Source organism: Leptolyngbya sp. BC1307, from assembly GCF_002286735.1.
Classification (GTDB): Bacteria; Cyanobacteriota; Cyanobacteriia; order Phormidesmidales; family Phormidesmidaceae; genus Phormidesmis.
Map to the genome: position 1 here is coordinate 154,498 of NZ_NRTA01000002.1, position 13,717 is coordinate 168,214.

General features: G+C 54.3%; 10 protein-coding genes. 4 read left to right on the forward strand and 6 right to left on the reverse strand.

Annotation, left to right across the window (positions count from 1 at the left end; genetic code table 11):
- Positions 1-289 precede the first annotated feature (289 nt).
- A complete protein-coding gene (locus CKL79_RS02075) occupies positions 290-436 on the forward strand; it encodes a nicotinate phosphoribosyltransferase (protein WP_121967909.1) in 147 nt (48 codons plus the stop codon).
- Between the two features lie 52 nt (positions 437-488).
- On the opposite strand, the gene CKL79_RS02080 is transcribed toward CKL79_RS02075, so the two are convergent.
- On the reverse strand, positions 489-1,898 hold the full coding sequence (locus CKL79_RS02080) for an NAD(P)/FAD-dependent oxidoreductase (protein WP_121967910.1): 1,410 nt from the start codon (positions 1,896-1,898) through the stop codon (positions 489-491).
- A gap of 248 nt (positions 1,899-2,146) precedes the next feature.
- Here CKL79_RS02080 and CKL79_RS02085 point away from each other — a divergent pair, with 248 nt between their 5' ends.
- Both CKL79_RS02085 and CKL79_RS02090 read left to right on the forward strand, forming a co-directional pair.
- Positions 2,147-3,976 carry an aspartate kinase gene (locus CKL79_RS02085; protein ID WP_121967911.1) on the forward strand — a complete coding sequence of 610 codons (1,830 nt, stop codon included), beginning with the start codon at positions 2,147-2,149 and terminating at the stop codon, positions 3,974-3,976.
- A 238-nt stretch (positions 3,977-4,214) separates the two neighbouring features.
- Entirely contained in the window at positions 4,215-4,508 is a 294-nt protein-coding gene (locus CKL79_RS02090) for a DUF1232 domain-containing protein (RefSeq protein ID WP_121967912.1), read from the forward strand.
- A 97-nt stretch (positions 4,509-4,605) separates the two neighbouring features.
- Here CKL79_RS02090 and CKL79_RS02095 read toward each other — a convergent pair whose 3' ends face one another.
- The 5 genes from CKL79_RS02095 to CKL79_RS02115 form a co-directional block, all read right to left on the reverse strand.
- Entirely contained in the window at positions 4,606-6,387 is a 1,782-nt protein-coding gene (locus tag CKL79_RS02095; protein WP_240518597.1) for a peptide ABC transporter substrate-binding protein, read from the reverse strand.
- Positions 6,388-6,968: 581 nt separating this feature from the next.
- Complete coding sequence (locus CKL79_RS02100) at positions 6,969-7,436, reverse strand: hypothetical protein (protein ID WP_121967913.1); 468 nt, start codon at positions 7,434-7,436, stop codon at positions 6,969-6,971.
- 80 nt (positions 7,437-7,516) lie between these two features.
- Entirely contained in the window at positions 7,517-7,885 is a 369-nt protein-coding gene (locus tag CKL79_RS02105; protein WP_121967914.1) for a DUF5331 domain-containing protein, read from the reverse strand.
- Positions 7,886-8,183: 298 nt separating this feature from the next.
- Complete coding sequence (locus CKL79_RS02110) at positions 8,184-9,233, reverse strand: hypothetical protein (RefSeq protein ID WP_121967915.1); 1,050 nt, start codon at positions 9,231-9,233, stop codon at positions 8,184-8,186.
- Positions 9,234-9,298: 65 nt separating this feature from the next.
- Positions 9,299-10,261 carry a histone deacetylase gene (locus tag CKL79_RS02115; protein ID WP_121967916.1) on the reverse strand — a complete coding sequence of 321 codons (963 nt, stop codon included), beginning with the start codon at positions 10,259-10,261 and terminating at the stop codon, positions 9,299-9,301.
- Between the two features lie 395 nt (positions 10,262-10,656).
- Here CKL79_RS02115 and gyrA point away from each other — a divergent pair, with 395 nt between their 5' ends.
- Positions 10,657-13,326 (forward strand): DNA topoisomerase (ATP-hydrolyzing) subunit A, encoded by a 2,670-nt coding sequence (gene gyrA / locus CKL79_RS02120; protein WP_121967917.1) that lies wholly within the window; start codon positions 10,657-10,659, stop codon positions 13,324-13,326.
- Positions 13,327-13,717 lie beyond the last annotated feature (391 nt).

Genomic DNA, 13,717 nt, shown 5'->3' on the forward strand with positions numbered 1-13,717 from the left:
AAATTAGCAGCGGTTGGCGTCACAGCGGTCTGTAACAGCTCGCTTCTGTAACCACTTACCTGAATCTGTGTGTCGCTACATGTGAACTTGTGAAGAATCGTCATAGCAAGCAGCTAGGCGAGACTGGCTAGATAAAATAGAAGAGTCTCTAAAAGTAGAAGTAGTACTTTTTCACCTCTGTACTCACCACACCCGGCCCAGATCATCCAGTTGCTACTTCTAAGTTAGCGCCATTACAGTCAACACCCGCCGGGTTAGCGATCTCGAACATCTTCAAGGAGATTGGGTCATGACACTTTTTCAAAGACTAAACAGTGCGTTTATCTATCTAGCCGAGGCTGCCTATCGCATCTTTAGTCCACACAAGGACGCTTATCCGGCAACAGGGCTCCAGCCTTACAGCGGAGAAGTCTATGCCAAGGAGTCGGAGTGGTAAAGTAGCCCCAAAGACTGCCCCAGAGAAAGACTCAGAGAAAGTCTCAGCCAGACTAAGCCTCAACCATTTCAGAGCTGCTGGACTCCACTACCTTATCGCTAGACATTTCCTCTAGAACAAGGGCAGAAAGGGCCGGAATAGAATCATCGCCGGTAATCAGGCGGGCACCGCGCTGACTGGTGAAGTAGTGCCAGCCCCACTGGAGCATCACCAGCAGCTTGTTATCGAACTCGATCAGATAATAAATGTGAACAAAAATCCAAATAATCCAGGCGGGGAAGCCTGAGAGGTTAGCAAAGCCCAAAGCGGCAACGGCTTCATTGCGGCCAATGACCGCCAGGCTACCGTTGTCTTTGTAATTAAAGGCACTGACGGTTTTGTTCGTCAGGCGGCGCTGAATGGAGGTTGCCAGGTAGTTGCCTTGCTGCATGGCGGTCGATGCCGTGCCGGGCAAGGGGCCATCGTGGTCGTGGGCGTAGTGCGCCAAGTCACCGGCGATAAAGAGATTGGGGTGGCCCGGTACGCTGAGATCTGGTTCTACAATGACGCGGCCAATGCGGTCTAGCGCTGCGCCGGTCTGCTCGGCGATCGCCTTACCCAGTGGCGACGCCTTAATACCAGCAGCCCATAAAACGGTGAAGGCCTGGACTTTTTCTTCTTGATCACCGCTCTTGAGCGTTACGGTGTCGCCTTCAATATTGGTCACCAGGGTTTTAGTGCGCACTTCTACGCCTAGCTTTTCTAGAGACTTTTTAGCTGCGGCTGAAAGGTCAGTTGGGTAGGGCGGTAGCACCCGATCCATTCCTTCTAACAGCACAATCTTAGTCTCACCCAGGTTGATGCTGCGAAAGTCTTCTCTGAGGGTCTCGTAGGCCAGTTCAGCAAGCGCGCCCGACAGCTCTACGCCAGTAGGCCCAGCGCCGACGACGAAAAAGGTCAGCAGTGCTTCCCGGCGGGTGGGGTTAGTTTCTTTTTCAGCCGCTTCAAAGGCTAAGAAAATACGGCGGCGAACCTCCAGCGCATCTTCAATGGTCTTCATGCCGGGAGCAATAGCCGACCACTCATCTTTACCAAAGTAGTGGTGGCTAGAGCCGGTAGCGACAATCAGGCTGTCGTAGCTGACAATTTCACCATTTTTTAGACGCACCTGCTGAGCTGCCGCTTCAATGCCGGTGACCTCGCCCATCAGCACCTGCACATTTTTTTGCTTGCTAAGGATGGCGCGCAGCGGTGAAGAAATGTCTCCGGCTGACAGACCGCCTGTGGCCACCTGATAGAGTAGTGGCTGAAATAAATGAAAGTTGCGCTTGTCAATCAACGTTACCTTGACAGCCGCTTTGCCCAGTGCCTTTGCAGCGTACAGTCCGCCAAAACCGCCGCCGACAATCACCACATGGTGCAGTGTCTGTTCGCTAGCAGTAGCTGAGGCTGAGACGGGCCGGTTCTGAAGAACTGCTGTCATGGTTAGCAACCGATAATATATGCGACTTAACTAAAGTTTATAACTCTCGCGGACTTTTTTGGCCAGTCTCCCCCCCGACGCTTCATAGAAATTTGTTGACATTCGGCTTTATTTTTAGCGCGACTAGGGTTCGGCTACAGCAGTAGTATCGAGAGTCTGATAGGTTATAAGGTTAAGGTGCTGCAGAGGGCGCTACCGTGTGAGAAAATCGCGGTAAGGGCTGGGGTGAGGCGAGTAGGAGAGACCACATGGGGCTAATCGTTCAGAAGTATGGCGGCACCTCTGTCGGCAGCGTCGAGCGCATTCAGGCAGTTGCTGAGCGCATTCAGGCAACCGCTCAGGCAGGGCATGCGGTGATTGTCGTCGTCTCTGCCATGGGCAAAAGCACTGACAGTCTGGTGCAGCTTGCCCATGAGATCTCTAGCAATCCTAGCCACCGGGAAATGGACATGCTGCTATCCACTGGCGAGCAGGTGACCATTGCGCTGCTGAGTATGGCCCTGCACGAACGGGGGCAGGCAGCCGTTTCACTGACCGGGGCGCAGGTAGGCATTGTCACAGAAGCCAAACATACCCGCGCTCGCATTCTAGAAATTAAAACCAAGCGCCTTGAGCGCCACCTGGAAGAGGGTAAAGTCATCGTAGTGGCAGGCTTTCAGGGCACCAGCCGCCGCAATAACAGCAGCGACGATGTTGAGATTACAACGCTGGGTCGGGGGGGCTCTGACACATCAGCTGTAGCCTTAGCAGCGGCGATGCAGGCAGAATGCTGCGAAATCTATACTGACGTACCCGGCATTCTAACTTCAGATCCTAGACTGGTGTCCGATGCGCAGCTGATGGCAGAGATCACCTGTGATGAAATGTTAGAGCTGGCAAGTCTCGGAGCTAGTGTGCTGCATCCTAGAGCCGTAGAAATTGCCCGCAACTACGGCATTACTCTGGTCGTGCGCTCTAGCTGGACAGACCAGCCGGGGACTCGGGTGACTGCCCCCGATCCTCAGCCTAGAGCCTTAGCCGGGTTAGAAATCGCCAACCCGGTAGACGCGGTAGAATTTGACACTGATCAGGCCAAAGTAGCGCTGCTGCGAGTACCCGATCGGCCCGGCGTCGCCGCTCAGATCTTCGGCGAACTCGCTGACCAAGCGCTGAATGTAGATCTCATTATCCAGTCAATTCACGAAGGCAACTCTAACGATATTGCTTTTACGGTGCGCTCTAGCACGCTCAGGCAGGCAGAAAGCGTCGCTGAGCACATTGCCCCGGCGCTGCGTAGCCACCCTACTGCTACCCACGAAGCCGAAGTGCAAACCGCGAGCAATGTCGCCAAAATTAGCATTGCCGGAGCCGGAATGATTGGCAGGCCCGGCGTAGCTGCGGGTATGTTTTCAGCGCTGGCTGCTGCTGGGGTCAATATTCAAATGATCTCGACTTCGGAGGTGAAGGTGAGCTGTACCGTTGTTGCCGAAGATTGCGATCGCGCCATTGCCACCCTCTGCGCTTATTTTGAAGTGACCAGTTCTCCGGCCCGGCTCGATCAGCGCCGCACCCTTCCATCTCCAGCTGACCTACCGTCGGTGCGAGGAGCCGCGCTTGACCTGAAGCAGGCGCAGCTAGCCATTCGCTATGTGCCCGACAAACCTGGACTGGCCGCACGCATCTTTCAGATTTTGGCGGAGCGGGGCATCAGCGTCGATATGATTATTCAGTCGCAGCGCAGTCGCCCTCATCACGGCCAGATGACGCGCGATATTGCCTGTACGGTCAGCCAAGATCATGCTGACTTAGCGCGCGAGGTGCTGCAGGCAGCGGCAGCAGAGCTAGGCTATGGGGAAGTGTCGGTGAACGGAGCGATCGCCAAAGTCAGCGTCGTCGGCGTGGGTATGATCCATCGCCCTGGCATTGCCGCCGCCATGTTCAAATCGCTGGCTAAAGCAGGCATCAACATTCAAATGATCGCCACCTCCGAAATTAAAATTAGCTGCGTGGTAGAGCAAGAGCAGGGCGTGCAGGCGCTGCGAGTAGTGCACTCGGCCTTTGACCTGGCCGGTGTAAAAACGGTGGAGATCCCGGCATGAGCCAGGAAGTCGCTGTGTTTTTGGGCAGTGTAGCGCTGCTAATTGGCTATCTGGTGTTTTCGGCCAAAACTGAAATGGGCACCCGGTGGCCCTGGCAAAAGTGAGCAATTAATGCTGTGGAGGGATATCTACACTTCTTAGCAGCCGCTAAACTTGCGATATTAAACAGGCAAGATGATTTTGTAAAACCTTTTGCGAGATCAGTTGCGCGCCCTCTCGACACAGCAGACTATCTCCAATGAACAATCCCATCGAAACTTTTTACAACTGGTATCGCGGCGCTATCCGTAACCCTCAATATCGCTGGCTGGTTATTTTAGGCACGGCCCTCTATCTTGTCAGCCCGGTGGACCTGTTGCCAGATTTTATTCCTTTAATCGGCGTAATCGACGACAGCATCGTCGCGACGCTGTTGCTAACTGAACTCTCTTCTTTGGCCATAGGCTATCTGAGGGACCGCCGAGGCGTTGACATTGCAGACAGCGATATCAAAACTGAAGACGGCACTGTAATTGATGTCGAAGCTAGCTAGAGTGGCCGGGTGGTTTTTCACTCGATTGAGAACGCTCAGAGGTATCTGAGGTCTGTGCGGCGGGCACTGTCTCCTCAGGTTTACTTGCTTCAGTAGTCTAATCAGCTGATTCTGCGAGCTTCCAGGTGCCAATATCCCAGGTGCTGGCATCCCAGGGAGTCGGATCTATGCCGGTGATGCGATCGCTGACTCCGTTTGTCACTGCCCGCCACACAATCGGAATCACCGCGACATCCTCTGCCAAAATCGCATTCATCTGCTGAAAGAGCTGAGCCCGCTTTTGCGGATCGAGTTCTTTGCTGGCCTGTGTCCACAGCTTGTCGTATTCAGGATTGCAGTAGCGAGCATTGTTAGGCTTTTGCCATTTGTTTTCAAGCGAAGCAATCTCATCACAGAGCCACCAGCTCATGTAAATAGCCGGATCGGGCGTATCGCTGCCCGCGTTGTACTCCTGCATGTCCGCGTAAAAGTGGTTGATGCTGCGAGTCTGCGCCGGATCTGCTGAAAAGAAATCATCTACCGCCACCTGGCGAATCTCTACTTCAATGCCGACGGCTCTCAGATTTTCTTGAACCAGCGACTGGGTTTCCTGGCGCACCGGGTTAATCGGCGTTTGGAAGATGACGCGCATCTCCCGGCCGTCTTTGTCGCGGATGCCGTTGCCATTGCTGTCTTTCCAACCGGCTTTATCTAACAGGGCCTTAGCGCCCGCCGGATCGTAGCGATGGCTAATCTGAGGGTTAGCGTACTGCTGCGGATAGGTCAGCAGCTGACGGACTGGCTGACCGGCATTGCCGTAGATCTGATTGGCGATCGCATCTCTATCAATCGCCTGATCGATAGCCTTGCGCACCTGGCGATCATTCAAAAACGGATGCGGATTTTTTACACTAGAACGCTCCCCCTCCTTGGTTACCTGATCAGGGTCCGTAGGATTGAGCATAATCCGCTCTACGTAAGAGCCAAAAGTCGCGACGACTTTACCCTCGCCCGCACTGGCTAGCGCTACCCGATCATCCACATCTAGCTGCAAGTTGTGAGCAAAATCAGCGTCGCCATCTCGCAGCACCCGCCGGGCCGCTACATAGGGCGTCACCTTACCTTCTAGCTCCACCAGGCTAAAGAATGGCAGGCCATCACGATACTGCTCATTAGCAGCGAACGTCCACTGACCATCCGATACCGTAATAAAGCGATAGGGGCCAGTACCAACTGGCTGCAGGTTGGCTGGAGCCCGCCGCACATTCACCCCCTGCACGTCAGCAAATACATGCTTGGGAATCACCATGCCATTTTGGCCAGTAAACGGCAGCTCCCAAGACGGATTAGGCTGCTTAAAGGTAATCTTTACGGTGAGCGGGTCGATGGCCTCTACTTTTTCAATCGCCTCGTAGTATTTGTCAGTCACCGCCGCCACTTCGGGGTCACTGACAAACTCGTAGGTAAATACCACATCTTCAGCGGTGAAAGGCTGACTGTCTGACCAACGCACATCTGGCTTCAGCTTCCAGGTAACAGAGCGGCCATCGGCAGCTAGCCCACCATTCTCTACCGTCGGAATAGCCGCTGCCAGCACCGGAATTAGCTGGCCGTCAGGCTCGTAGGTAGCCAGCGGCTCATAGACAATCCGCGCCGCTTCAAAGTCTTGAAATCCGTTGGCCAGGTGAGGGTTTAGCGTCGTCGGCGTGCGGCTGTAGAGCAGCTTTAAGACGGCTTCATTGCGAGCGGCTGCGGGCGCTTCGCGGCTGGCCTCTTGAATCAGGGCAGGCCCAGCCGTGCAGGCCGGTAGCCCTAGTAGCAGCCCCAGCAAAAAAACGGAGCGCGGTAGCCTCAACAGCGAAGTCCTTAGCTGTCGGTAGGCAAGTAAAGATCTGATCACAACTATGCACCGTGCGAGCTAAATAAAGTTAATAGTTCAATGAGAGTAATATTGAACAAACACATAATTCCTTCTACAGACTGCGCCACCCGGATTACCTAATCTGCGAGCTGGCAAATTTTTATGCGATCGCTCAAAAGCTCATCTCAAAAGCCCATGTATAGTAGCGCGAGTTACCAATTTCTGTGTTTGTGACTCAGCCGCTAATAACGGCGGCACTGCCCCAGAAATCTCCTGACCACTCTCAGTGACTGAGTAGTAATAGGCGGTAGATGCACCCTGATGTTTCCTCGGCCTTGGGGCCGGGGAATTTTCTTGTTTAGGCCGTATTTGTCCTGACATCGGTCTCTCCAGCGGAATAGTTAATTGGTAGATGCACCCTGACCGTTCCCTAATGCTCTTTTGAGCGTTGGGGAATTTTTTTAACTATTTTTTCCCTTCAGACCCAAGCTTCAGGCCCAAACTCTAGAGTCAGCCTTTCAATCGGCCCTGCTCAAAAGCAGCACTAAACCAGGTCACTAGCGCAGTAGGGACCCGGTCACAGCAATATAAATATATTTGTCACAGCTGACACAGCCGATTTAGGCGGGTTCGTCCGGCGTCGCCTCAGCAGCAGGTTCAGCCGTCTCTACGGTAGTGTCATCAGCAGCTGCGGTAGCTTCAGTAGTCTCAGTAGCTTCAGTGGCTTCGGCGGTAGCTTCATCAGCTTCTTCCACTGCCGGGGGTTCCGGTTCAGCAGATTTTGCTGTAGGTTTGGGGCCACGTATCAGAGCAGGATTTAACGGAGTTCTCGGCGCATCGTCTTTGTCACGGCCCCGACCCTTGCCCCGGCCTTTACTCCCACGACCGCGTCCTTCACTGCGATCTTCACCGCGATCTTCACTGCGCTCTGCTTCGCCAGCGGGGCGATCGCCTTTCTTGATAGGCCGGGGCGCATTGCTAGCAGGTACCGATTCAGATTTGGCCGTGTCAGAGCTGGCCGTGTCAGATTTGGCCGTATCAGAGTTGGCAGCTTCGCGATCGCTCTTCTTGATAGGACGATCTACCATGATTTATCCGCCTGTACGTAAATTGCCAACCAATCGTATCACAGGGGATTGGGAGAAATAGACAGGCCGCTCAAAATGCGCTACATCATGCCTTGATCCATCGAGGGTTCACTGCCCAGCAGCGGCGTATCCCCTTCAGAAGAAGCATCGATGGTCTTACCCACTTCACCATTGTCAAGCACAGCTTCAGGGTCAAAATTGAGGCCCAACACGTCAATCAGCGCGTCTTCATCCGAGTTGAGCTGATAAAACGGCACCATCAGGTTAGACAGTTTGGGTTCGAGCGCGTTAACCACCCCCAAAATCAAAAACGAAGACGGACGGCGTCCGCCCTCCGGTGTGCGTACAGAAGTATTAGCCATCTGCACTTCTAGCCAGGTGCGGTTGGCGCGAAAATAGTCCAACCACTTATCTCGAATAACCGACGTAAAATTCTCAAAAAAGGCCATGTTAAAACCTGTAAGGGATCAGCAAACTGCGCCAGGGAATGCCCACCGTAGCTATACAACTACGGCTCGTTGATTGAGCTTTGCACGGCATAGCCCCAACATCGCAGCAATCTAGCACCCTTCAGGCGTTATGACTAGACGGTAACCAGATCAAATCTGAAATCCAATCTTCATCGGGACGGCGCAGGCGCAGCGACTAGCGGGTTAATCGTATCAGCTTGAGCAGTCAGCAGCCGTTGAGCGATCAAATGTTTAGCGGTTAGCCGTCCCTAGCTGAGAAAGTCGAAAATCCAGAGGATTAGCTGTCGGCGCGAAGCCAGGTGCTGCCGACGGCCAGGTCATCGGTCTGCACGCGCTCAGTCACATCCACCGCCGAACCTTGTCGGGCCTGCCAGTCAGCTATCGCCCGGTGAATTTCAGCGGCAATCTCTGCGTGAGACTTGGTCACAACCGGGTCTGCCTCTAGCAGCTGAGACTTGTAGTAAAGCATCTGCGAAAAATCGCTGAGATCACCCGATAGCAGCTCAGCCGGAGAGACATTAATTGGCCCGGCCTGCATAATCTGCGCAATCAGCTGCGGGCTTAAGATCGACTGAAACTGCTGAATGTAGGCCCAGGCAATTGACTGTACTTCTGTCTGCAAATCGCCCTTGCTCACATAGCTAGCCACTCGCTGCGCGATCGCCACCCATTCTGGTGCGACCCATCGACTGATTGCTCGCTTTAAGTCAAAAGACTTCGTCACCCGGTTGAGCAATAGCCGCCCCCCCGAACGACTCAGACTGCCATCATTGAGCGTGGCAATCACAGTCTGCACCAAACTGGTGATTTCACCTGCCGACCAAACTGCATCATCTGGGGCAAACTGCTGTAAATAGGCGCTGAGTACATTGCTGACAGTCTCCTCTCGCGCCTGCAGCCAGACCGCTGCTTGTTCTGCTAGCAGCTGAGCTGTCACGTCTATCGGAGAATCGTCGGGGCCCAGACTATTGAGAGCGGCGATCGCCTCGCTAATCGACCCTTCTATCTGGCTGTTCTCAACGGCAGCGACATTGGCCAAAATGGCTCCAACCACTGCCCGCAGTTCCAGCTCAGAATCCGGCGGACCAAAGGTAACTGTATAGGCTCGCAGCGCGCTGAGGACTTGCTTGAGCTGATCAATCGTCGAACTTTCTGTCGGACTTTCTGTCGAACTCTCTATCGAACCTTTTACCGAACCTTCCACCGGTTCAGCAGCAGACGCCGGATCTAAAGCCACGCTTGGCGAACGGTCTGCAACCGGCGGCACCGCCACCGCGTCTTCATCCGGTTGACCCGCTAACCCGAACAGTTTGCGAAATTGAAACATAGCGTTTATCCCCAATTTCAGATGAAGCAGCCTAACTGACAGGCTACGCAGGATCTACTCTACCGTCAGGACGATACGGCACAGTTTTCTATCGCGCAGCGAATGGTAGCTGCCACTGAACAGGCTAGCGCCGAAAAGTCGTAGCCCCCTTCTAAGCCAAACAAAATCCTGGGGCCCATGAGTTCCCAGCAGGCATGAGTAAACCAGCGGTAGTCATCGGGCTGCAGCGAGAGGCTCGCCAGCGGATCGGCCTGAGTCGCATCGTAGCCCGCGCTGACAATCATCAGATCAGCGCCAAAGTCTGCCAAAAATGGCCGCGCTTGATCGGCCCAACGCTGCTGATAGTCGGCGAGCTGAGCACCGGGAGGAAGCGGCAGGTTTAATACATTTTGATGTTGGCCGGTTTCTGAAGCTGCGCCCGTGCCCGGATAAGCCGGTGACTGATGAAACGAGCAGTAGGCCAAGTTTGCATTCGCCTCGACCAGCGCCTGGGTGCCGTTACCGTGATGCACATCCCAATCGAGAATAGCCACCCGGCTGATACCTGGGCAGGTCAGCGCATAGTGAGCTGCGATCGCTGCATTTGAAAGCAGGCAAAACCCCATCCCCCGGTCGCGCTCAGCATGGTGGCCCGGTGGCCGCACCAGAGCAAACGCAGGCGATTTCTGCTGCCATACCCAGTCCACCCCATCCAGCCAGGCCGCCACTGCTAGCAGCGCCAAGTCGTAGCTCTGAGGCGATACCACCGTGTCGCTATCGATATGACCACCACCCCGCTGGGCGATCGCGTCTAGCTGGTTCACATACCCCGGATCATGCACCCGACACACGTGGGGCAATACCGACCGAGCAGACGGTTCAATCCAGGCGATCTGAGTGGCCCATTCGTCGGCTTGCAGGCCAGAATTTTGGCAATTTTTGAGATGGTCAACGACCGCGCTTAGGCGACCGGCATTTTCCGGGTGTCCAAGGCCCGTATCATGACCGGCAAAGAGACTGCTGTAAAAAACGGGAAATCGATAATTCATCAGGGTTTCAAAGCAATCGCAAAGAAGACATTCAACAGCCAACAGCGCCCTTAGAAAGGGTTAAAATGTGATAGAATATTGAGCGTACTTATGATTGATTTGCCCACTGCCAGCACCGCCAAAGTTCTAGCTGTTTAGCCCGGTTTTTTCTAGAAAAACCATTAATCATCACAGCGCGAAAACCAACCCCCTCTACGTTACTCACAAACTGTTCAAAAAAACTGTACAAGCTGTTAAAGGCAACCGCTAAAAGCCGACCCATTTTTAATTCCTTTATTCAACAGATTTACTGCTTTTAGCAGTCTTCTAAAGAGGGCTAAAAGACACTTTTCACTGAGCCACTCGCCATCTGCTGGCGTCAAAAGCATACTTTATTTACTTCTGGAGCTTCCTACATGAGTAGTCCTCAAGAGCGCATTGTCCCGACTGATCTGCGCAACGAGATGTCTCGGTCTTACCTGGAATACGCCATGAGCGTCATTGTAGGCCGGGCGTTGCCAGATGCGAGGGATGGCCTCAAGCCGGTGCATCGGCGCATTCTCTATGCCATGCACGAGCTAGGACTCACCGCCGACCGGCCCTTTCGGAAATGTGCTCGTGTCGTCGGTGAAGTGTTAGGTAAATACCACCCCCATGGCGATACGGCAGTCTACGACGCGCTGGTGCGGATGGCTCAAGATTTTTCGATGCGTCACCCGCTCATCAATGGCCACGGCAACTTCGGCTCAATTGACAATGACCCGCCAGCGGCTATGCGCTACACCGAGTCGCGGCTACAGGCGCTCACTGGAGATGCCCTACTGCAGGACATTGAAGCTGAAACCGTCGATTTTGCCGATAACTTTGACGGTTCTCAGCAGGAGCCCGTGGTGCTACCTGCCCGCATTCCGCAGCTGCTGATTAACGGCTCGTCGGGCATTGCCGTAGGCATGGCGACCAATATCCCGCCTCACAATTTGGGTGAGGTGATCGATGGCGCGATCGCCCTGATCGATAACCCCGACCTCACCAGCATAGAACTCATGGCCTATGTGCCGGGGCCAGATTTTCCTACGGGCGCTCAGATCATGGGCTCTCAGGGCATTCGCGACGCCTACACAACCGGACGAGGCTCCGTCACCATGCGCGGGGTGGCCTCCATTGAGACCCAGGCCATTCGGGGTCGCCCCGACCGAGAGACGATCATCATCACCGAGCTGCCCTACCAGACCAACAAAGCCGCGATGATCGAGAGAATCGCCGACATGGTGAATGAGCGCCGCTTAGAGGGCATCTCTGACCTGCGCGATGAGAGCGACCGAGACGGCATGCGCATCGTCATTGAGCTCAAGCGCGACGCCTACCCCCGCGTTGTGCTCAACAACCTCTACAAGCAGACGCCCCTGCAAAACAACTTTGGCGTCAACATGCTCGCGCTGGTGAATGGGGAGCCGCAGCTACTGACCCTGCGAGACTTCCTGCAGGTCTTCATCGACTTCCGCATCGAAACCATCACCCGTCGCACGCGCTATCAGCTGCGCAAAGCCCAGGAGCGCGACCATCTCTTGCAGGGCTACCTGATTGCCCTGGATAATCTGGATGGGGTGATTGCTCTGATCCGGGGCTCTGCCGATGCCGCTAGCGCTAAGGCCGAGCTAGTAGAATCCTACGGACTGTCTGAAACTCAGGCTGACGCGATTTTGCAAATGCAACTGCGCCGCCTGACCGCTCTAGAAGCTGAGAAAATTCAGCAGGAGCATGAGGACTTGATGCTCAAGATCGCTGACTTAGAAGATATTCTGGCCAATCGTGAGCGCATTCTGACCATTATCAAAGAAGAAATTACTCAGATTCGCGCTGCCCATGCCAATGATCGCCGCACCGTGCTGGAGCAAGGAGAAAACGACCTGTCGGATATTTCGCTGATTGCCAATGAGCAGGTGGCGATTTTAGTGACCGAGCAGGGCTACATCAAGCGGATGCTGGTTGATACCTTTGAAGCTCAAAACCGGGCAACCCGTGGCAAGTCGGGCACCCGGATGAAAGACGACGACGGCATTGAGCATTTCATCACCTGCTGCACTCATGATCACGTCCTTTTCTTCACCGACCGGGGCGTTGCCTACTCGCTGCGGGCCTATCAAATTCCTGAAAGCTCGCGCACAGCCAAGGGCTATCCGCTGGTGCAGATGCTGCCAATTCCCAAAGAAGAAAAGGTGACTTCGGTCATCGGCGTCAGCGAGTTTAGCGAAGACGAGTATCTGGTGATGCTCACTCAGGGCGGTTTTGTGAAGAAGACGGCGCTCTCAGCCTTTAACCGCATTCGCACGAATGGCTTAATTGCGATTTCTCTAGAAGCGGGCGATCAGCTGCGGTGGGTGCGTCTAGCTCGCGCTGAGGACAGTATTCTGATTGGCTCCCAACGGGGAATGACCATTCACTTCAAGACAGACCACAATCAGCTACGACCCCTGGGCAGGCCGACTAAGGGGGTGCGCGCCATGTCACTGAGAGAGGGCGATCGCCTGATCAGTATGGATATTCTCTCTTCTCAAATTGTCGCGGCGATTGAGGAAGCGACTGCCAGTGGTGAAGCCGACGACGACACAGCTAACGGTGACCAGGGGCCGTGGGTGCTGGTGGTGTCGGCAGGCGGACTCGGTAAGCGGGTACCGGTTGCTAACTTCCGGCTACAAAACCGGGCTGGGATGGGGCTAGTTGCGATGAAGTTTCGCAAAGCAGCCGACGAGCTGGTAGCCCTGCGGATTGCTGAAATTGAAGATGAGCTGATGATCGTCAGCAGTCGCGGCATTATCATGCGGCAGTCAATCGACGCGATTTCGATTCAGTCGCGGATGGCGACCGGGGTGCAGCTGCAGCGGCTAGACGATGACGATGCGATCGCCGCTGTTGCCTTGGTTCCTCATCTCGAAGAAGAGGAAGAGGAACTGCCGCCTGACGACGTTGCTGAGGCGATCACCGATACCGTCGCCGAAGCCGAAGCCGTCACTACCCTAGATGAAGATCTAGCGGAAGAAGACCCGATAGCAGACCCAGCCGAAAGCGAAGACGCTCCCGAGGGATAAAGCCTACTGCCTTTAGGCTTAACAATGGGCTTGACGACGCCCGTCTGAATAGATCTCTGCAGAGCTGCGGAAGGCATGGAATATGCCTACCCGCAGCTTTTTTAGTGGCAGATGGATCACAGCAGCTTACCCGGCGAAATTATTCCTACTTTAGACTTACTTCTTCTAGGGTTCAATGCCGTATTCTGAAGGCGATCGCAGAAGTCTCTAAGGGCGCTGTCTCAATTGCTTAAACCAAACGTCCCGAATCAGCCGCCTACCGATAAAACTGCCTGTTGATAGATAGGCGGCAATAGCTTTGTTAAAAAAAAATCGTCAATCCCGACGTTTTTTTTCTGCAAATAGCACTAAAGCTGTACTCTTATCTCTAAATCTCGGTAAAGCTTACTGA